This window comes from Stenotrophomonas sp. 220_Sma, from assembly GCF_056487375.1.
Map to the genome: position 1 here is coordinate 1,990,482 of NZ_CM151348.1, position 18,482 is coordinate 2,008,963.

An 18,482-nucleotide genomic window follows, 5' to 3' on the forward strand; every position below is an offset into this window, starting at 1 on the left:
CGCAGAGTGGTGCGCGGGCATGAGGTGATGCCTGCGGGGTATGTAGAGCCGAGCCATGCTCGGCTGCTCTTTGTGGCTCAATTGAATGGGCTTCGTCCGGCATTGAGCCGAGCGTGGGCTCGGCTCTACAGAGAGCAGTGCACCGGCGCTGCCGCCTAACGTCATTACCAGCAGTCATGTGGGTGGCCGGATATTACGGTTGGGTGACGCGATCCCGCCTGTCGCGGTGGGTGAACAGGCCCTTGAATGGAAGCGTGTTTCCGGCCCACCCCCACGAGCCCCCATGCCTGCCGCCTACGCCCCAGTCCTGAGCACTCTTGCCGTCCTGATCGCGGCCGCCCTCTCTGCATCGCCCAGCCATGCGGCGGAAGCCGATGCGGACCCTGCCACCACTGCAGCCACCGCCAATGTGGCGGCCTCCACGCTGGATGCGGTGGTGGTCACCGGCTCACGCACCAGCACGCGCACGGTGAAGAACAGCTCCACGCCCATCGATGTGATTTCCGCCGAAGACCTTGCCGCCACCGGCCAGGGCAACCTGCTGGAAGCGCTGCAGCGCAGCCTGCCGTCGCTGAGCCAGATCGGCGGCTACCAGAGCGACCAGGAGAGCCTGATCCGCGGCTACCAGCTGCGCAATCTGTCGCCGGGCTACACCCTGGTGCTGGTCAACGGCAAGCGCCGCAATGCCAGTGCCTATGTGAGCGGTGCCAATGGGGGCGGCTTCCCCGGCCATGCGTGGGCAGACCTGGCGCTGATTCCGGTCTCGGCCATCGACCATGTGGAAGTGCTGCGTGATGGTGCCTCCGCCATCTACGGCTCGGACGCGATCACCGGCGTGGTCAACGTGATCCTGAAGTCGCAGGCGCACGGTGGTGATGTGTCGGTGGAGAGCGGGCAGAGCACCGATGGTGATGGTTCGCGAACCAGCGTGCGCGCCAACGTCGGCCTGCCGTGGGGCGAGGATGGCTTCATCAACCTCTCCGGCGAGACCACCCGCCAGCATCATGCGATCCGTACTCGTCGCTACATCGACGGCTACCTGAGCTATCCGGCAGTGGATGGCAGCGGCAATCTGGTGGCGCTGCGGCCGAACAATCGTTTGCCAGCAGGTGCCACGCCGAATCCGGCCGAGGCCAGCCGCAATGCCGAGGCCAACACCATCCTCAGCTCGCCGTCCTATGCGCTGAAGGCCTTCGCGGTGAACGTGGGCCATGGCCTGGGCGAGAGCGCGCAGTTCTACGCCAATGCTACGGCCAGCGATCGCACCGCACAGGCGATCCAGAATTTCCGTCTGCCGGCGACCATCTTCACCACTTACAGGGCTCCCGGCGTTCTGAGCGTGTTTCCCGATGGCTTCCTGCCGGTGCTGGAAACCAAGGAAAAGCAGTACACCGGTACGGCCGGGGTAAAAGGCCAGATCGCGGGTTGGGACTACGACGCCAGCCTGACCGGCAACCGCAGCACCGTGCGCACCTATACGCGTAACTCGGTGAACTACTCGCTGCCGTATCCCGGTTCACCCACCGACTTCTATGACGGCAAGCTGGACTACCAGCAGGGCATCGCCAACCTGGACCTGCGCCGCGGCTTCGAGGTGGCGGCATTTGCTTCGCCGCTGGAGGTGAGCGCGGGCGCCGAGTATCAGCGCGAACAGTACGAGCGTGGAGCAGGGCAGTGGGAGTCGTATACCGGCTTCGGCGCTGCAGCCTTCGTCGGCTATTCCACCGCCGATGCGGTGAAGGCTACCCGCAACAGCAAGGCGGTGTACGTGGGTGCGGCCACCAACATCACCTCGCGCTGGTATCTGGATGCAGCCGCGCGTTGGGAAGATCACTCCGACTTCGGCAGTGTCTCCACCGGCCGCCTGACCACGCGCTTCGACTTCACCGACGCGCTGGGTGTGCGTGCCACGGTCAGCAATGGCTTCCACGCGCCCAGTCTGGGTGCGCAGTTCTACCAGGCCACCGGCAGTTGCCCGTGCGGCACCACGCTGGTGGCGCAGGTGTCTTCGCCCGCGGCGATTGCGTTGGGTGCCACACCGCTGAAGCCGGAAAAGGCCACCAACTACAGCCTGGGCGTGACCTGGGACCCGAGCCCGGCGTTCCATCTGGCGGTGGATGCCTATCAGATCGACATCCGCGGCCAGCTCGGCCAGTCCAGCCAGATCGGCTACAACGCGCAGGATCCGGCGCGCGTCACCGACAACAGCGGCACGGTGCTGAGCGCGGCGCAGAAGAACACCATCGACGCACTGCTGGGTTCAGCCGGCATCAGCATCCTGCCGGGTGATGCGTTCTACGCCAGCTACTTCACCAACGTGGGTAATACCCGTACACGGGGTGTGGAGCTGACCCTGGAGGCGAACCAGGAAACCGCGTGGGGCAAGCTGCGCTGGAGCTACGCGGCCAACGTCGGCCGTACCACGATCCAGAAGGTCAGCGACATTCCGGCGGCGCTGCAGGGGCTGCCGAACATCAACCTGCTGACCAGATCCAGCGAGTACGCGCTGCGCTTCCGCACGCCCAGCTATACGCAGGTGGCAGGGCTTGGCTGGCAGAACGGGCGCTGGCGCTCGAATCTGGACTTCACCTACTACGGCCCGATCAAGCGCCTGAACAACGGCGTGGAATACAAGCAGCCGCCGGTGCTGGTGACCAACCTGTCCGGTGGCGTGGAGCTGGGCGCGGGCTGGAGTGCGGCGCTGGGCATCAACAACGTGTTCGACAAGCGCACCCGCAAGGTGCCGGAGTACGCGCGCAGTGCCACCGATGTGGCGAGTATCGAGACCACGTGGGACAGCGGCGATGTGCTGAGCAATGTGGGTGCGTACTGGTACGGGCGGGTCAGTTACCGGTTCTGAGGTGGGAAGCAGTCGAGCATGGCTCGACTCTACAAAAGCGAAGGGCAGCCGAGCATGGCTCGGCTCCATACGGGAGCAGTTCATGTCTTCTGCATTGAGGGTGGTTGCATTGGTGGGGTCACCGACCAGCTCGGCGACGTCGCGCACGTTGTTGCTGGTACGGCATCTGCTGGACTCGCTGCAGCAGCGGGTGCACGCCAGCGTGGAGCTGGTGGAGCTGGCGCCGATCGCGCGTTCGCTGGGCCAGTCGCTGTCGCGTGGCGAGGCGGAGCCGGCGGTGGAACAGGCACTGCAGACCATCGAGGCGGCGGAGCTGCTGGTGGTCGCAGCGCCGGTCTATCGCGGCTCGTATCCCGGCTTGTTCAAGCACCTGGTCGACTTCATCGGGCTGGAGGCGCTGGTGGATGTGCCGGTACTGCTGGCAGCGACCGGCGGCAGCGAGCGCCATGCGCTGGTGATCGATCACCAGCTGCGGCCGTTGTTCAGTTTTCTGCAGGCGCACACGCTGCCGATCGGGGTGTATGCCACGCCTGCCGACTTCGAAGGCGAGCACATCAGCAGCGCGGCCCTGCAGGCGCGCATCGAACTGGCGACCGAGCGTGCGGCCGGGCACTTGGCCACGCAGGCGCAGGCGCTGACGGTAGCGGCGCCGCTGCGACGTATTGCCTGACGCCATAACCGGCGGCGCTTTGCTTATGGCTACGCCGCATCTGCGTGGCCGGATCTGACCGCCGATTGTCGCCAGCCGTCGCTGCTGTGGCTGCTGGCATCTCTAGCATCGATATCGAAGCGGCATCGCATTGCCGGCCCCGATGAGGACGACCCCTGTGACTTTCGACGCAGCAAGCAAACCCATCCTGTTCCTGCTCGACCGTGAATTCGAGGACGGCCAGATTCCCGGCCAGCGCTTTTTCTGCCGGCACAGCCTGTTGCTGGAGGGCGCGCTGTCGAGCATCGATGGCCTGGACGCGCAGCTGGACGTGCGCCGCATCGGTTTCGCGCGGCCGCGCCGCGAGGTGATTGCCGAGATCGGTGAGCAGGACCAGTCACTACCCAAGCTGGTGTTGCCGCAGGGCGTGCGCAGCGAACTGGCCAGTGGCGCGCACCAGGACCGCCAGTACATCTCCGGTGCCGAGCCGATCCTGGCCGCGTTGAACGGCTTGCTCGGCATTCCCGTGGCCCACCCCTGAGCGAGGACGTGACCATGAGCTATCAGATCAGCGTGCTGGACAAGAGCCCGGTGGCCGAAGGTGCCTCGCCGGAGCAGGCGCTGCGCAACAGCCTGCAGCTGGCGCAGCGCGCCGAGCAGCTGGGCTACCACCGCTACTGGTTTGCCGAGCACCACGCTGCGCCGACGCTGGCCAGCCCTGCACCGGAAGTGCTGGCTGCGTGGGTGCTGGCGCAGACCCGGCGCATCCGCATCGGCAGTGGCGGGGTGATGCTGCGCCACTACGCGCCGTACAAGGTGGCGGAGAACTTCAACCTGCTGGCGGCGTTGGCGCCAGGGCGCGTCGATCTGGGCGTGGGCAAGGCCCCGGGTGGCCTGCCGGCCTCGACTGCCGCGCTGGCGGCCGGGCGCCCGGCGTTCGCCGACTTCGATCAGCAACTGCGCGACCTGGAAGGCTATCTGTCCGGGGCGGACACCGAGGCGCTGGCACGGCCGGTTCCGCAGCAGGCACCGGAGCGCTTCCTGCTCGGGGCCAGCCCGCAGAGCGCGCAGCAGGCGGCCGAGCTGGGCTGGCGCTTTGTCTATGCCGCGCATTTCGATGGTGACCCGAAGCACATCGAAGCTGCGTTCGACGCCTACCGCAGCGTCTCCTCGCAGCCACCGCTGCTGGCCACGGTGGCGTTCGCCGCCCCAACTGCCGAAGCCGCAGCGCGTCATATCGGTGCGCTGCGCGTCTACAAGCTGCACCTCGGTCCCGGGCAGACGGTAAACCTGCCCAGCCCCGAAGCAGCTGCCGAGTATGCGCGGCAGGTGGGCGTGGCCGACTTCCGCATCGAGGAAACGCGCCCAAGCGTGTTGTCCGGTGATGCGCAGCACGTGCGTGACGAACTGGATGCGCTGCACCGGCGCTTCGGCGTGGGCGAGTTCATCCTCGATGCGCCGGTGGCCGACCTTGATGCACGCCTGACATCCCTTGAACTGCTGTCGCCCGCGCCGCGCGCGGCGGTGGCCTGACCTGCAGGAGCGATTCCCATGAGCACGACCCCGCGCCACATTCCGTTCGGCATCATGCTGCAGGGTCCTGGCAGCCACATGCATGCCTGGAAGCATCCCTCCAATCCGGCCGATGCCAGCGTTAACCTGCAGTTCTACATCGACATCGCGCGTACCGCCGAGGACAACGGCATCGCCTTTGGCTTCGTGGCCGACGGCCTGTACATCAACGAGAAGTCGATCCCGCACTTCCTCAACCGCTTCGAGCCGATCTCGCTGCTGTCGGCACTGGCCACGGCGACAAAGAAGATCGGCTTGGCCGGCACGCTGTCGACCTCCTACAGCGATCCGTTCACCGTGGCCCGCCAGTTCGCTTCGCTGGATCTGCTCAGCGGCGGTCGCGCTGGCTGGAACGTAGTGACGTCGCCGCTGGAGGGTTCGGGGCGCAACTACGGTCGCCCGCACCCGGAGCACGCGCTGCGCTACCAGATCGCCGACGAGTACCTGGACGTAGTGCAAGGGCTGTGGGATTCCTGGGATGACGATGCCTTCGTGCGTGAGCGCGACAGCGGCACGTTCTTCGCACCGGAGAAGTTCCGGCGGCTCGATCACAAGGGACGCTTCTTCCAGGTGGAGGGGCCGCTCAACATCCAGCGCTCGCCGCAGGGACAGCCGGTGATCTTCCAGGCCGGTTCGTCTGATGATGGCATTGCGTTGGCCGGCAAGTACGCCGATGCGGTGTTCACCCATTCGCCATCGCTGGAGGAGACCCGCGCGTTCACCCAGAAAGTGAAGAACTCGGCGATCGCCCACGGCCGCAGCGGCAATGACGTGAAGATCTTCCCGGGCATCGGCCCCATCGTCGGCCGCACCGCGGAGGAGGCTGAAGCCAAGTACCAGGCGATCGCCGCACTGGCCACGCTGGAGGATGCACTGGCGTACCTGGGGCGCTTCTTCGACCACCACGATTTCAGCCAGTACGATCCGGACGCGCCGTTCCCCGAGCTGGGTGACATCGGCAGCAATTCGTTCCGTTCCACCACCGACCGCATCAAGCAGGATGCACGTGAGAAGGGCCTGAGCCTGCGCCAGGTGGCGTTGGAAGCGGTGAGCCCGCGACCGAATTTCATCGGTACGCCGGAACATGTGGCCGACGAGCTGATCCGTTGGTTTGATGCTGGTGCCAGCGACGGCTTCATCCTCGGTTTCGCGGCACAGCGCGAAGGCCTGGACGATTTCGTGACCCAGGTGCTGCCGATCCTGCAGGCGCGCGGCTACCACCAGCGTGAGCTGGAAGGGCAGACGCTGCGAGCGCATCTGGGCCTGCCGTACAAGGCCAGCCGCCATGCGACCGATGCCGAGCCGGCGCGGAAGGCAGGGTAAGGCGATGAGCGGAGAATACGCGGCAGCGCCGGGCCATGCCCGGCGGAATTCCCAAACGACGGGCGTATTGCCGGAGATCGCGGCACGCGCCGAGGCCGCCATCGCGATCCGCCATGACCTGCATCGGCACCCGGAGCTGGCTTTCGAGGAGCACCGCACCAGCGCACGCGTGGCTGAGCTGCTGCAGCAATGGGGCTATGAGGTCACCACCGGTCTCGGTGGCACCGGCGTGGTCGGCACGCTGCAGCGCGGGCAGGGCAGCCGACGCCTCGGCCTGCGTGCCGACATCGATGCACTGCCGATCCATGAGGATTCCGGCCTGGCCTACGCCAGCCAGAACGAGGGGCTGATGCATGCCTGCGGCCACGATGGGCATACCGCCATCCTGCTGTCTGCGGCGCACTACCTGGCCCATCACGGCCGCATCGACGGCACCCTGCAGCTGGTGTTCCAGCCGGCCGAGGAAACCGGTTCGGGGGCCTCGAAGATGATCGCCGACGGCCTGTTCGAACGCTTCCCGGTGGATGCGATCTATGGCCTGCACAACTGGCCGGGTGTGCCGGTGGGGCACTTCGGCTTCGTCGATGGCCCGGCGATGGCATCGGTGGACTGGGCGCGGCTGAAGGTGATCGGCAAGGGCGGTCATGGCGCCGAGCCTCAGGGCAGTGTCGACCCGATCCTGGCGGCGGCGCATATCGTCACCGCGCTGCAAAGCGTTGTCTCGCGCAATGTGGATCCACGGCAGATGGGCGTGGTCACCGTCGGTTCGATCCACGGCGGGCAGGCCGCCAATGTGATCCCGGACGTAGTGGAGCTGAAGCTGACCGTGCGCGCCTACCTGCCCGAGGTACGTGACACCCTGCGGCGCCGTGTTACCGAGGTCGCCGAGCAGACCGCCGCCGCGTTCGGCGCGCGCGCGGAGATCGAGTTCCCGCGTGGCTTCCCGAGCGTGATCAACCACCCGCAGCAGACCGCCTACATCCGCGACGTGGCCGTGCAGGGCTTCGGCAGCGAGCAGCTGGTGCCGGAGTTCGCGCCGCGCACTGCCAGTGAGGATTTCGCGTTCCTGCTGCAGGCGCGGCCCGGCAGCTTCGTGTTCGTCGGCAACGGCGACAGCGCACCGCTGCACAGCCCGCGCTATGTATTCAACGACGCCGCCATCGCACCCGCCGCCAGCCTGTGGGCGCGGCTGGCTGAAGACTATCTGGTGAAGGACGTGGCATGAGCAGCAACGAACGCTTTCTCTACACCTCGGTGGACGATCCACTGGCCCGTCCACTGTTCGATGGACTGGAACAGGAGTACGACAGCCGCTACGCCGACGTGCGTCGACGCATCGGCGGCAGCGCCCGCGAGGAACTGCAGCGCTACCCGGCACAGGCGTTCGCGGCACCGGTTGGTGCGTTCGTGCTGCTGCTGCGCGATGGTGTGGCGATCTCCGGCGGTGCCTTCATGCCGCACCGCGATCCGGACACCGCCGAGTTCAAGCGCATCTGGACATTGCCAGGGCTGCGCCGCCAGGGCATCGCGCGGCGCGTGCTGCAGGAGCTGGAAGACCAGGCAGCGCGGCAAGGATACCGGCGGGTGTTCCTGACCACCGGCTTCCGTCAGCCTGAAGCCGTCGGCCTGTACCTCAGCCACGGCTACACCGCGCTGTTCGATCTGGAGGCCGATCCGGAATCCATCGCCCACTTGCCGTTCGAGAAGCACCTGGGCGTATCGGCACCCGCCGTTGTGCCATCACAGACCGTGCTGCACGGAGCCCACGCATGAGCACGCCTTCGACCGCGCTGGATGGAATTGCCACACGCCCGGCGCCAACCCCGGCGTTGAAGATCGTGCCGGCCCGGCATCCGCTGCAGGTGGTCGGAACCCTCCTCGCGTTGGCGCTGATCCTGATCGGGCTGCAGTCAGTGTTGGGCAATCCGCGCTGGGGCTGGGGCACCTTCGCTGAGTGGTTCTTCGCACGCCCGGTTCTGGAAGGCCTGGGTCGCACACTGCTGCTGACCGCACTGGGTACCGGACTGGGATTCGCGCTGGGTACCTTGCTGGCGTTGGCCCGCGTGTCCGGCTCGCCACTGCTGTCGGCGGTGTCGTGGGGCTATGTGTGGCTGTTCCGGTCGATCCCGCTGCTGGTGCTGTTGCTGCTGCTGAACAACCTGGGCTACCTGTACAGCACCATCGAACTGGGGGTTCCCTTCACCGGCATCAGCCTGTTTTCGTACCCGACCACGCAGCTGATCGGTGTGTTCACCGCCGCAGTGCTGGGCCTGACCTTGAACCAAGCCGCGTTCTCGGCTGAGGTGATCCGTGGCGGCATTCTTTCGGTCGACCACGGCCAGTACGAAGCTGCGGCCGCGCTTGGCCTGCCCCGTGGTCGCCAGGTGCGCCGCATCATCCTGCCACAGGCGATGCGTTCGATCCTGCCGGCCGCGTTCAACGATGTGATCGGCCTGGCCAAGAGCACCTCGGTGGTCTACGTGCTGGCGCTGCCCGAGCTGTTCTACACCGTGCAGGTGATCTACCGGCGCAACCTGGAAGTGGTGCCGCTGCTGATGGTGGCCACGGTCTGGTACCTGGTGATCCTGACCGTGCTGTCGCTGCTGCAGCGGCGCGTGGAGCAGCGCTTTGCGCGCGGCCAACTGCAGCGCGAGCGTTCGGTATCGCGTGTCTCGTCACCGAGGCGCGCCACAGGTGAGGCTGCACCGCGCGTGGTCAATCGCCCGCGCATCGCCGCGCAGGTTGAAGCGGGCGAGGGGGCATCGGTATCGCTGCATGGTGTGGGCAAGGTGTTCGGCGACCAGCCGGTGCTGGAAGACGTGAACCTGGACCTGCGCGCTGGCAGCGTGACGGTGCTGATCGGCCCGTCCGGCGCTGGCAAGTCCACGTTGCTGCGGCTGATCAACCACCTGGAACGTGCCGACAGCGGTTACGTGACCGTCGGCGGCCAGCTGATCGGCTACCGCCGCGATGGCGACACCCTGTACGAGCTGCCCGAACGTGAGATCCGCCGCCGTCGTGCGGAAGTGGGCATGGTGTTCCAGGGCTTCAACCTGTTCCCGCACCTGACCGCGCTGGAGAACATCATCGAGGCGCCGATCGCGGTGCGCGGCGTGCCGCGTGCGCAGGCTGAGCAGCAGGCGCGCACGCTGCTGGAACGGGTCGGCCTGGCCGACAAGGCCGATGCCTTCCCGCGCCAGCTGTCCGGCGGCCAGCAGCAGCGCATCGCGATTGCCCGCGCACTGGCGCTGCAACCGAAGGTGCTGCTGTTCGATGAACCGACCTCGGCACTGGACCCGGAGCTGGTGGCCGAAGTGCTCAGCGTGATCGAGGAGCTGGCCCGTTCCGGCACCACGCTGGTGATCGTCACCCATGAGCTGAGTTTCGCCCGCCGCGTGGCTGACCACGTGGTGATGATGGACCAGGGCCGGGTGATCGAGCAGGGCACGCCCGAGGCGCTGTTCGAACGTCCGCGCCAGCAACGCACCGCCGATTTTCTGGCCAAGACCCTGTAACCCCGGAAGGAAGACCATGAGCCCTGCAGCACCGCGTCGCCCCTCACGCAGCACCCTGTTGATCGTGGGTGTGCTGGTCATCGGCATCGCCGGCATCGTCTACTCGCGCGTGCGTCAGGCGCCGGATACCGGCACCGTGGCCGCAACCAGCCTGGCGGGTGCGAACACCACCATCCTGAAGGGCACGCTCGATCCGAAGGCGCAGGCGTTGATCCCGGCCGACTATCGCTTTGTCACGCCCGGTACGTTCACCGTGGCCACCCATCCGGGGCAGCTGCCGCTGGCCGATTATGGTACCGACAGCAAGGACGTGGTCGGCATCGAGCCGGACATCGCACGGCTGATCGCCGATGGGCTGGGCCTGAAGCTGGTGATCGTGCCGGTGGCGTGGGCGGACTGGCCGTTGGGGTTGGAATCAGGCAAGTACGATGCGGTGCTGTCCAATGTGACGGTTACCGAAGAGCGCAAGAAGAAGTTCGACTTCTCCAGCTACCGCTACGACCTGCTCGGCATCTATACGCGCACTGATGGGCCGATCCAGAAGATTGAAAAGCCGGCTGACGTGGCCGGGCTGAAGGTGGTGGTCGGCGCCAGCACCAACCAGGACCAGATCCTGCGCCAGTGGGACCAGCAGAACATCGCCGCTGGCTTGAAGCCGGTGGAGTACCAGTACTTCGATGACGCCGTGGTTGGGCGGCTGGCGGTGATCACCGGGCGCGCCGATGTCTCGTTCGAGCCCAACGCCACTGGTGCCTATTCGGCGCGCGATGGCAAGGTGCGGCGTGTGGGCCTGTTCCCCGGTGGCTGGCCGAACGCCGCGGCGATCTCGGTGACCACGCGCAAGGGCAGCGGCCTGGCTGATGCGGTGACGCAGGCGCTGAACACCCAGATCAGCAGCGGCACTTATGCGCAGGCGCTGAAGCGATGGAATGTGGCCGAGGAGGCCGTGCCGCAGTCGCAGACCAACCCGCCAGGGCTGCCGACGCTCTGACGCCGGGCATGGCCGGCGCGCCCCTGTAGAGTCGAGCTTGCTCGACTGGCGCATGGTGATCGGCGAAATGCAGTCGAGCAAGCTCGACTCTACCAACGCGCCTCCAGCGTCTTGAACGGTTTCGCGAGGCGCACGCCCTCGGCATCGAAGTCGGAAACGCTGCGTCCATCCACGCGCACAGACTTCGGCGCGGTCCGGTTCGGCCACCACATGCGCACGGCGGTGTCCTTGCGCAGCCCCTCGCCAATCACCACTGTCAGCAGCCCGTCGCGCTGCCGCGCCTGCATCTGCAGCGTGCCATACGCGGTCGGCAGGCGTTCCACCGCCAACCCATCCCCGGCCACCCAAGACGGCGGCGTGCCCGGCAGCAATGACAACGCGTCATCGTCCTCGCGCATCAACATGCCGAACAGCGTGCGGCCGTATTCGGCACCGATCCAGGTATGCGGCATGTCGCCGAGGTAGCGCGGGAAGCGCAGCCGCGAATGCACGACCTCGGCCAGCACCTGCCACTCAAGCGGGCGCCGATCATGCAGCAGCCCCTGTAGCAGCTCGTCGGCCGCCTGCGGCTGGCCCAGGTGCACATAGCTCAGCACGTTGCGGATTTCGTAGGGCGTATAGGCGTACAGCGCGCCTGGCTGGTTGCGCTTGCGCACATCGTCCAGATAGCGGGCGAAGGTGGTTCGCAGCGCATCTGCCGGCAGCACGCTCTGCGCACCGGTGGGGTCCAATGCAATCGAAACGCCGGTGGGATCACCATCGCCCAGATCCGCGGAGGAAGGAATGAAGTCGATGCCCTTCCACGCCATCGTCTCCCGGATCGAGGCATGCAGTGCGTCGTACAGCAGCTTGTACTGTTCGCGCGCCCAACGGGCGGTTTCATGGTCGCCAAGTGCCTCTGCCAGCCACGCGCCGTCGTGCCAGCCCTTCAGTCCCCAGTAGTCATCCCAATAGCTGTGGGTGGGCGAAGGGTAGCCCTCGTGGCTGATCGACGGCGCAAGAATGCCCGCGAAGCGCTCCGGCGCTGGCTGGTCAGCCATGTAACCCGCTACCAGCGTGCGCTCGCGCAGCTGCTGCAGGAAGCGCAGCGCCGCCTTCACTTTCGGCAGGTACGCGCGCACCGACTCCGCACCGCCATCGAGGCGGGCGACATCGGCGACCAGTGCCACATACTGGCCCTGGCTGTCGTACTCGATGTCCGAACCAAAGCCGGTGTTGACGCTGCCATCGTCGTTGAGGATCGGCGAGACCAGTCCGCTGCCGTGCACGCCGTGCTGGCTGTACCACGCCAGGTAGTCGCGCGCGACCTTGGCTTCGCCCATGCGCAGCAGCACCGCCGAGGTGGCCATGCCATCGCGGATGAAGGAGCGGTTGTAGTTGCGCGGGCCGGGCTGCATGGCCGGGCCGGTCTGGTTGATCAGCATGTAGGCAGCCTGCGCGCGCAGCATGTCGACCAGCGAGGGATCGGGCAGGCGCAGGCCGACCTGGCCCAGCCGCGCCTGCCAATCTGCGGACGCCTGCGTGGCCAGCGTCTCGAACGCCGCATTGGCATCACGGGGCAGCGTGGACAGGTCAAGGGCAGGCGCCTCGGGCAGCACGCCATTGGCATCGGCAGCGGCGGTACCGAGTGGGAACGCCACGACCACCGCATCGCTGGCACCGGGCGCGAGGCGGATCCGGTAGCTCAATGCGGCTGCGGCCAGTCCTTGCTCGTCACGTGCCTGCTGCGAGGAAGGCAGTTCGCCGGCAGCGATGTCCGCGGTGATCTCCGTTGTGCCGTCCTTCCCGAACGGCGCAACGCCGGACGCAGCCACCGGCGTGAGCGAGCGCAGCAGCGTGCGGCCGTTCACGCGCACCGTGTTGGCTTCGACGGCGACCTCGCGGATCGGCGACAGCCCACCGTTCTGCCATGGCGGGTTCATCTGCATCGGTCGTACCGCCAGGGTCAGCGTGCCGTCGATCGCGGTGGTGCCGGTGTTGTGCAGTCGATGGCGGAGAAAGGTCACCGGCTGGCCATCGCGCTCGATGGCGAACACCTCACTGCGCAGCTCCAGCCCGGGTTGCGGTGACCAGGTGGCGGAGGGCATTGGCTTCCAGCCGTCGCGCAGTGCGTGCTGCACCTTCTGCCCGGCGGCACCGGCTGCGCTGCCATCGGCATTGCGCCAGATCGGCTGTACCAGCGGCGCACCCTTGAACGCTTCCAGGTTGCCGTATTCGTCGAAGATGGATTTCTGCCGACCCGCGTGCACACCCACGGCGGTCCAGTAGGTCTGCTGCATCTGCAGCGAAGCGGGGAACAACGCGCGCTGTGCACCGCTGGCGGCGATCTGGTAACGCTTCATCGGCGTCATCACCGCCTTCGGGCCGAGAAGGCGGATGCGTGCCACCTGGGGGGCATCGCCGTCGACGTTCAGCCGCAGTGCCTGCAGGTCCAGCGGCGCGCTGGCCGCGAGCCAGCTCTGCTGCCGGGTTGCCGCCTGTGCATCCGTGGCCAGTTCGTGCCAGCGGCCCTGGGCATCGCGTGCCTGCAGGCGCGCAGCGCCGTGCTCATTGGCCCAGTCCACCGCCAGCCCGGTGCTGGACTGCGCGCGCGGCAGAACGATGTCGAGTGTGTGGGTACCGCCCTTGCCGGCGGGAATCGCCACCGCACTGCCGCCCTGCCAGAGTGCCGCGGACTGCGTGGCATCGAGTCCGGCCACGCGCGCACTGAGCGTGCTGTCCAGCGGCTCCATCTCGAAAATCGACACGCCCCAGTCGGACGTGCGCTGCGGGCTGGCCAACCGCAGGTAGCGCGCCTGGCGTGGCGCGAAGTACAGCGTTTCCACGTCGCCCAGCGAATCGGCCATGGTGTACGCGGTCTGCCACTGTGTGCCGTCCAGCGAGGTCTGCAGCGAATAGCCTTCCGGGTTGGAGACATCCCAGGTGAGGCGTGCGCCGGCCAGCATTGTTGGCGCGCCGAGGTCGATCTGGAACCAGTGGCCCGGACTGAAGGCACCGCCGGTGACGGTCTTGGGGTCGCCGTCGATCAGATGGCTGATCGCCATCGCCGGAACCTGCTGCGAGGAGGCGCTGGCCTGCCATTGGCTGCGTGGTGGCAATGTCTGTGCCTGCGCGGAGGATGCCAGGACGGCGAGCATCAGAGTGGCGGCAGGTCGCCATGGGGCAGGTGGGCGGGAGACCTTGGAGCGTTCGGCGCGCAACGTCATTACGGACAGCCTCGCAGGTTCGACCGGAATCGGGCGAGCGCTACGCTAGCAAGGGATGTAATCGGTTACATGACGCACTGCAGCGCCGCCGGGCGCTGGCGCTGCCATCGCGGGAGCGCTGACGGATGTGGCTCTGGACGGCTGCCGGCTTGCCCCTATCCTGACTGGCAGCGACCACCGATCTGAAATGGATTGATGATGGAATTCAGTTTCACGCTGATGTACCGAGTGCCTGATACCGGAAAAGATCTCAGTGCATTTGAGCGAGGTCTTGCAGAGGTGGGGTGCGACGATGCGCTGCTGGGCAGTGGTTCGCCGGGCGTGTTGGCGTTGCGATTCCAGCGAGAAGGCACAGCCGCAGACGATGTCGCGCGTGCCGCATGCGTGCAGGTTCAGAGTGCGCTACCGGAAGCCGAATTGATAACCGTGTATGTCGATGTCAGCAATGCTGCCGGCGTCTCCAATTTCGGTGCCTCCAAAGCTGAGCTTGTTTGACGTCCACGGCGCATTTCTCGGAAGCAGCCGAGCATGGCTCGGCTCTACATGGCTTCCGGCAGGTCAAGCGGCATCCCCCATTACAGCTCCACCGTCTCCCACCAGCGCGTACCCGCCTGCGGCGCCTGCATGTCCAGTGCTTCGCCCATCATCGGCGTGGCCACCGGCACGTTCTTTGCGGCGGCCAATGCGGTGATGCGCTCGAACGGTTGCTGCCAGGCGTGCAGCGCCAGATCGAAGGTGCCGTTGTGGATCGGCAGCAGCCACTTGCCGCGCAGGTCCAGGTGCGCCTGCAGGGTCTGTTCGGGCTGCATGTGCACGAATGCCCAGCGCGGGTCGTAGGCACCGGTTTCGATCATTGTCAGGTCGAACGGGCCGTACTTCTCACCGATGGCCTTGAAGCCGTCGAAGTAGCCGGTGTCGCCGCTGAAGAAGATGCGGAAGTCATCGTCCTGGATCACCCATGACGCCCACAGGCTGCGATCGCTGTCGCCCAGACCGCGGCCGGAGAAATGCTGGCCCGGGGTGGCGGTCAGGCGCAGGCCACTGGCCTCGGTCGATTGCCACCAGTCCAGCTGTTCGACCTTGCTGGCGTCCACGCCCCACGCAATCAACTGGTCGCCCACGCCCAGCGGTGCGATGAAGCGCGCGGTCTTGCCGGCCAGCTGCATCACTGCGGCATGGTCCAGGTGGTCGTAATGGTTGTGCGAGAGGATCACGCCGGCGATCGGCGGCAGTTCGTCGATGCTGATCGGCGGTGCGTGGAAGCGCGCCGGGCCCATCCACTGCACCGGCGAGGCGCGCTCGGAGAACACCGGATCGGTCAGCCAGTATTGGCCACGCAGCTTCAGCAGGATCGTGGAATGCCCGAGCCGGAACAGGCTGCGATCAGGCGCGGCGTCCAGGGTGGCGCGGTCCAGCGGCAGCACCGGAATGGGGTGGGCGGGCACGGTGCCCTTGGGCTTGTTGAACAGGAATGTCCACCAGATCTCCGCGCCATCGCGCACGCCCATCGCCGGACGCGGCAGGGCATTGCGGAACTTGCCGTCGCGGTACTGCGGCGAATCGGGGAAGTCGGGGAGGGACCAGGACTTGCAGAAGGTGTAGGCGGTCACGGCGAGGATTCCAAGCAAAAGGACAAGGAGCAGGCGCTTCATGGGTGACGTCCGCTGGGTACACTGCACAGTGTAGTTTTGTATTTTTCAAAAGTACACTGCCGGGTGTAAAATGGTGGCATCCGTTCAGTTATCTGGTTCCTGCCATGTCCCGTGCCCCGCAACGCCTGACCGACCGCAAACGCGAAGCCATCGTGCGTGCGGCGGTGGAGGAGTTCCGCGCGTCGGGCTACGAGGCGACCAGCATGGACCGCATCGCCGAGGTGGCCGGGGTCTCCAAGCGCACCGTCTACAACCACTTCCCGAGCAAGGAAGCGTTGTTCTCGATGATCCTGGAGGAGCTGTGGGAGCGCAGCGTGGCCAGCGACGCACTGCCGTACCGCGCCGACCAGCCGCTGCAGGCGCAGCTGATGCAGCTGCTGGGGCAGAAGCTGGAGCTGCTCAGTGATGCCAACTTCATCGACCTGGCGCGGGTGGCGATGGCCGAAATCATCCACTCACCGGAACGGGCGCAGGCCATCGTCTGCCGCATGGGCGAGAAGGAAAGTGGCGAGAGCGCATGGATCCGCGCGGCAATCGCCGATGGCCGGCTGCGCCAGGTCGATCCGGAGTTCGCCGGCCACCAGCTGCACGGCCTGGTGAAGAGCTTTGCATTCTGGCCGCAGGTGACGATGGGGCAGGCGCCGTTGAACGAACAGGAGCGCGCACGCGTGGCCGAATCGGCGGTGGCGATGTTCCTGGGTTACTACGCGGTCTAGCTGGCGGCGAAGCGGCGGAACTCGTCGGCCGGCAACGCGGCCGAGTACAGATAGCCCTGGCCGACATCCACGCCCAGTGCGCGCAGTTGCTGTTCCTGCGCGAGGGTTTCGGTACCCTCGGCCACCACGATCGCACCGCAGCGATGCGCGACTTCGACGATGAAGCGAACGATCGACTGCGACTTGGCGTCGGACAGGGTGGCAATCAACGCCTGCTCGATCTTGACCTCGGCAATGGCCAGCTGCGAGAGCAGGATCAGGGTTGAATAGCCGGCACCGAAATCATCCAGTGACAGCGTGACCTCCGCCGCCAGCAGCTGTGCGATGTTGGCATCGACCACGTCGCGCTCGACGATCTCGGTCCATTCGACGATCTCCAGGCGCAGCATCACGCCGGGCACATCGTGCAGTGCCAGCAATTCCTGCAGGCGCAGGCCGAAGTCGGGCAGGCGCAGTGACTCGGCCGAAACGTTCACGGCGATCTTCAGCTGCGAGCCATCGCGTCGGCACTGCTGCAGGAAGTGGATGGCCGACTGCAGCGTGGCCCATTCCAGTTCAGCCAACCGCCCCTGCCGGCGCAGCAGCGAGATCACCCGCATCGGCGCGATCAGCCGGCCCTCGCTGTCGCGCATGCGCAGCAGTGCTTCGGCGCCGACCAGCTGGCGATCCTGCAGGCGATGCTTGGGCTGGTAGCACAGGGGGGCATCTCCCTGCTGCAACCAGCGTTCGAGGGCGACTTCGATCAGGGCGTCGATCTCGCTGTCGCGCTGGATCGGGTCGTCGAAGAACACGACGCCGGATTCGATCGCACTCAGCGCCACGGTGATCGCGCGGAACGGAAGATGTCCTTCGTCGGCATCGGAGGGGGGCTTCAATTCGACCACCGCACAGCGGAACAGCGGCCGGAAGCCGGGCCAATCGCGGCCGACCCGATCGGCCAGGTTGCTGGCCAGCTCGGTGATCTGCGGCTGCGTGCGCAGTTCGAACAAGGTCAGGTCGCGCACCAGGATCGCCAGCGCGGCATCGCCGAACTGGTAGATCTCCAGCTGCCCGGCTGGCAGCGAGGGCAGCAGCCGATGCACCTCGTCGGTGCTGTCGCGCTGCCACAGGCCGTTGTCCTGCAGCGGACCATAGCGCAGGCGCAGATCGCGCAGGTTGCCCATCTCGGCCACGATCAGGCAGGCCTTGCCGATGCCGTCGTTGTCGCGCCAGTAATGTTGCAGGCGTTCGCCAAGTGCACGCATGTTGGGCAGGCCACTGATCGGATCGATGCGCAGCCAGGCCTGTTCGCGCTGACGCTGTGCATCGATCTGCGCATCGTTGTAGACCAGCGCGAACACCGCGCCGAGCATCAGCAGCGATAGTGGCAGTGCCAGCAGCCGCTGGATTGCCAACTCCTCCACGGGCAGCTGATTGGCGCCGATGATTGCGACGCCCAGTGCCAGGCCCAACGCAGTGACGGCGATACGCACGCCCCAGGCCTGCAGGATCACGCGCAGCGAGAGCTCATTGAGCATGCGCGGGTGCAGGCGCCTGCGCAGCCAGACGCCGGCCAGCATCTGCAGCGTGGCCTCGAGGCCGGCCGGCAGGAAATACTGGGTGCCGGCAAACTGGTAGCGCGCCAGCAGGCTGGCGGCCAGGCAGGTCAGGCCGCCGCGCCAACCGCCCAGCAGGCCACTGACCAGCAGGATGTCGAAGCCGAGGTGCAGCTTGACCACACCCTGGGTGTAACGGGCCACGAACCAGGAATTGAACAGGTAGATCAGGCCCAGCGCCACGCCGACATACAGGCGACGGCCTTCAATGGCGTGCCCGGCGCGGCGGGTGGCGATCAGCAGCACGCCGATCATGCCGATCACCGCCGTGGCCTGCAGCAGGTACAGCGGCAGGCTGGGCAGGGCGCTGTCCAGGACCTGGGCCGAGACCCGTGAAAGCGCATCCATAGCAGGTTCCCGCCTGTGACCGACGGCCAGTGACGAGCAGCGTAGTCGCAGCAGG

The 18,482-nt window shown here is 66.6% G+C and carries 14 protein-coding genes; 11 read left to right on the forward strand and 3 right to left on the reverse strand.

Going from position 1 to position 18,482, the window contains the following annotated elements:
* The first annotated feature begins 283 nt into the window (after positions 1 to 283).
* The 9 genes from ACZLIB_RS09440 to ACZLIB_RS09480 all read left to right on the forward strand — a co-directional run bounded on the left by ACZLIB_RS09440 (position 284) and on the right by ACZLIB_RS09480 (position 10,910).
* On the forward strand, positions 284 to 2,860 hold the full coding sequence (locus ACZLIB_RS09440; protein ID WP_478469688.1) for a TonB-dependent receptor plug domain-containing protein: 2,577 nt from the start codon (positions 284 to 286) through the stop codon (positions 2,858 to 2,860).
* Positions 2,861 to 2,942: 82 nt separating this feature from the next.
* Complete coding sequence (msuE, locus tag ACZLIB_RS09445; protein WP_478469690.1) at positions 2,943 to 3,530, forward strand: FMN reductase; 588 nt, start codon at positions 2,943 to 2,945, stop codon at positions 3,528 to 3,530.
* Between the two features lie 142 nt (positions 3,531 to 3,672).
* Entirely contained in the window at positions 3,673 to 4,050 is a 378-nt protein-coding gene (locus ACZLIB_RS09450; protein ID WP_219626372.1) for a DUF3088 family protein, read from the forward strand.
* Positions 4,051 to 4,064: 14 nt separating this feature from the next.
* Complete coding sequence (locus tag ACZLIB_RS09455) at positions 4,065 to 5,042, forward strand: MsnO8 family LLM class oxidoreductase (RefSeq protein WP_478469691.1); 978 nt, start codon at positions 4,065 to 4,067, stop codon at positions 5,040 to 5,042.
* Between the two features lie 18 nt (positions 5,043 to 5,060).
* Complete coding sequence (locus ACZLIB_RS09460) at positions 5,061 to 6,404, forward strand: LLM class flavin-dependent oxidoreductase (protein ID WP_478469692.1); 1,344 nt, start codon at positions 5,061 to 5,063, stop codon at positions 6,402 to 6,404.
* A gap of 4 nt (positions 6,405 to 6,408) precedes the next feature.
* Positions 6,409 to 7,629: a M20 aminoacylase family protein gene (locus tag ACZLIB_RS09465; protein WP_423162743.1), complete on the forward strand. Its 1,221-nt coding sequence runs from the start codon at positions 6,409 to 6,411 to the stop codon at positions 7,627 to 7,629.
* A complete protein-coding gene (locus ACZLIB_RS09470) occupies positions 7,626 to 8,177 on the forward strand; it encodes a GNAT family N-acetyltransferase (RefSeq protein ID WP_049399083.1) in 552 nt (183 codons plus the stop codon). Before ACZLIB_RS09465 ends, ACZLIB_RS09470 begins: the two co-directional genes overlap by 4 nt.
* Positions 8,174 to 9,919, forward strand: a complete 1,746-nt coding sequence (locus ACZLIB_RS09475; RefSeq protein WP_080291824.1) for an amino acid ABC transporter permease/ATP-binding protein — start codon at positions 8,174 to 8,176, stop codon at positions 9,917 to 9,919. Before ACZLIB_RS09470 ends, ACZLIB_RS09475 begins: the two co-directional genes overlap by 4 nt.
* Before the next feature lie 16 nt (positions 9,920 to 9,935).
* Positions 9,936 to 10,910 (forward strand): ABC transporter substrate-binding protein, encoded by a 975-nt coding sequence (locus ACZLIB_RS09480; RefSeq protein ID WP_478469694.1) that lies wholly within the window; start codon positions 9,936 to 9,938, stop codon positions 10,908 to 10,910.
* A gap of 89 nt (positions 10,911 to 10,999) precedes the next feature.
* Here ACZLIB_RS09480 and ACZLIB_RS09485 read toward each other — a convergent pair whose 3' ends face one another.
* Positions 11,000 to 14,116, reverse strand: coding sequence for a discoidin domain-containing protein (locus tag ACZLIB_RS09485; RefSeq protein WP_478469695.1), 3,117 nt, complete (start codon positions 14,114 to 14,116; stop codon positions 11,000 to 11,002).
* Positions 14,117 to 14,314: 198 nt separating this feature from the next.
* Here ACZLIB_RS09485 and ACZLIB_RS09490 point away from each other — a divergent pair, with 198 nt between their 5' ends.
* The gene (locus ACZLIB_RS09490) at positions 14,315 to 14,611 is read left to right on the forward strand and encodes a hypothetical protein (protein ID WP_478469696.1); all 297 of its coding nucleotides are present in this window, start codon (positions 14,315 to 14,317) and stop codon (positions 14,609 to 14,611) included.
* A gap of 80 nt (positions 14,612 to 14,691) precedes the next feature.
* Here the strand turns inward: ACZLIB_RS09490 and ACZLIB_RS09495 are convergent, their stop codons facing one another.
* Entirely contained in the window at positions 14,692 to 15,768 is a 1,077-nt protein-coding gene (locus tag ACZLIB_RS09495) for an MBL fold metallo-hydrolase (protein WP_478469697.1), read from the reverse strand.
* 104 nt (positions 15,769 to 15,872) lie between these two features.
* Here ACZLIB_RS09495 and ACZLIB_RS09500 point away from each other — a divergent pair, with 104 nt between their 5' ends.
* Entirely contained in the window at positions 15,873 to 16,484 is a 612-nt protein-coding gene (locus ACZLIB_RS09500; RefSeq protein WP_049398557.1) for a TetR/AcrR family transcriptional regulator, read from the forward strand.
* Here the strand turns inward: ACZLIB_RS09500 and ACZLIB_RS09505 are convergent.
* Positions 16,481 to 18,427, reverse strand: a complete 1,947-nt coding sequence (locus ACZLIB_RS09505; protein WP_478469698.1) for an EAL domain-containing protein — start codon at positions 18,425 to 18,427, stop codon at positions 16,481 to 16,483. The two genes, ACZLIB_RS09500 and ACZLIB_RS09505, sit on opposite strands and share 4 nt — an antisense overlap.
* Positions 18,428 to 18,482: the final 55 nt, after the last annotated feature.

Bases quoted from the DNA above. Each gene is read 5' to 3' on its own strand.
- ACZLIB_RS09440 (WP_478469688.1), top strand. From the start codon at position 284: ATGCCTGCCGCCTACGCCCCAGTCCTGAGCACTCTTGCCGTCCTGATC.
- msuE (WP_478469690.1), top strand. From the start codon at position 2,943: ATGTCTTCTGCATTGAGGGTGGTTGCATTGGTGGGGTCACCGACCAGC.
- ACZLIB_RS09450 (WP_219626372.1), top strand. From the start codon at position 3,673: ATGAGGACGACCCCTGTGACTTTCGACGCAGCAAGCAAACCCATCCTG.
- ACZLIB_RS09455 (WP_478469691.1), top strand. From the start codon at position 4,065: ATGAGCTATCAGATCAGCGTGCTGGACAAGAGCCCGGTGGCCGAAGGT.
- ACZLIB_RS09460 (WP_478469692.1), top strand. From the start codon at position 5,061: ATGAGCACGACCCCGCGCCACATTCCGTTCGGCATCATGCTGCAGGGT.
- ACZLIB_RS09465 (WP_423162743.1), top strand. From the start codon at position 6,409: ATGAGCGGAGAATACGCGGCAGCGCCGGGCCATGCCCGGCGGAATTCC.
- ACZLIB_RS09470 (WP_049399083.1), top strand. From the start codon at position 7,626: ATGAGCAGCAACGAACGCTTTCTCTACACCTCGGTGGACGATCCACTG.
- ACZLIB_RS09475 (WP_080291824.1), top strand. From the start codon at position 8,174: ATGAGCACGCCTTCGACCGCGCTGGATGGAATTGCCACACGCCCGGCG.
- ACZLIB_RS09480 (WP_478469694.1), top strand. From the start codon at position 9,936: ATGAGCCCTGCAGCACCGCGTCGCCCCTCACGCAGCACCCTGTTGATC.
- ACZLIB_RS09485 (WP_478469695.1), bottom strand. From the start codon at position 14,116: ATGACGTTGCGCGCCGAACGCTCCAAGGTCTCCCGCCCACCTGCCCCA.
- ACZLIB_RS09490 (WP_478469696.1), top strand. From the start codon at position 14,315: ATGGAATTCAGTTTCACGCTGATGTACCGAGTGCCTGATACCGGAAAA.
- ACZLIB_RS09495 (WP_478469697.1), bottom strand. From the start codon at position 15,768: ATGAAGCGCCTGCTCCTTGTCCTTTTGCTTGGAATCCTCGCCGTGACC.
- ACZLIB_RS09500 (WP_049398557.1), top strand. From the start codon at position 15,873: ATGTCCCGTGCCCCGCAACGCCTGACCGACCGCAAACGCGAAGCCATC.
- ACZLIB_RS09505 (WP_478469698.1), bottom strand. From the start codon at position 18,427: ATGGATGCGCTTTCACGGGTCTCGGCCCAGGTCCTGGACAGCGCCCTG.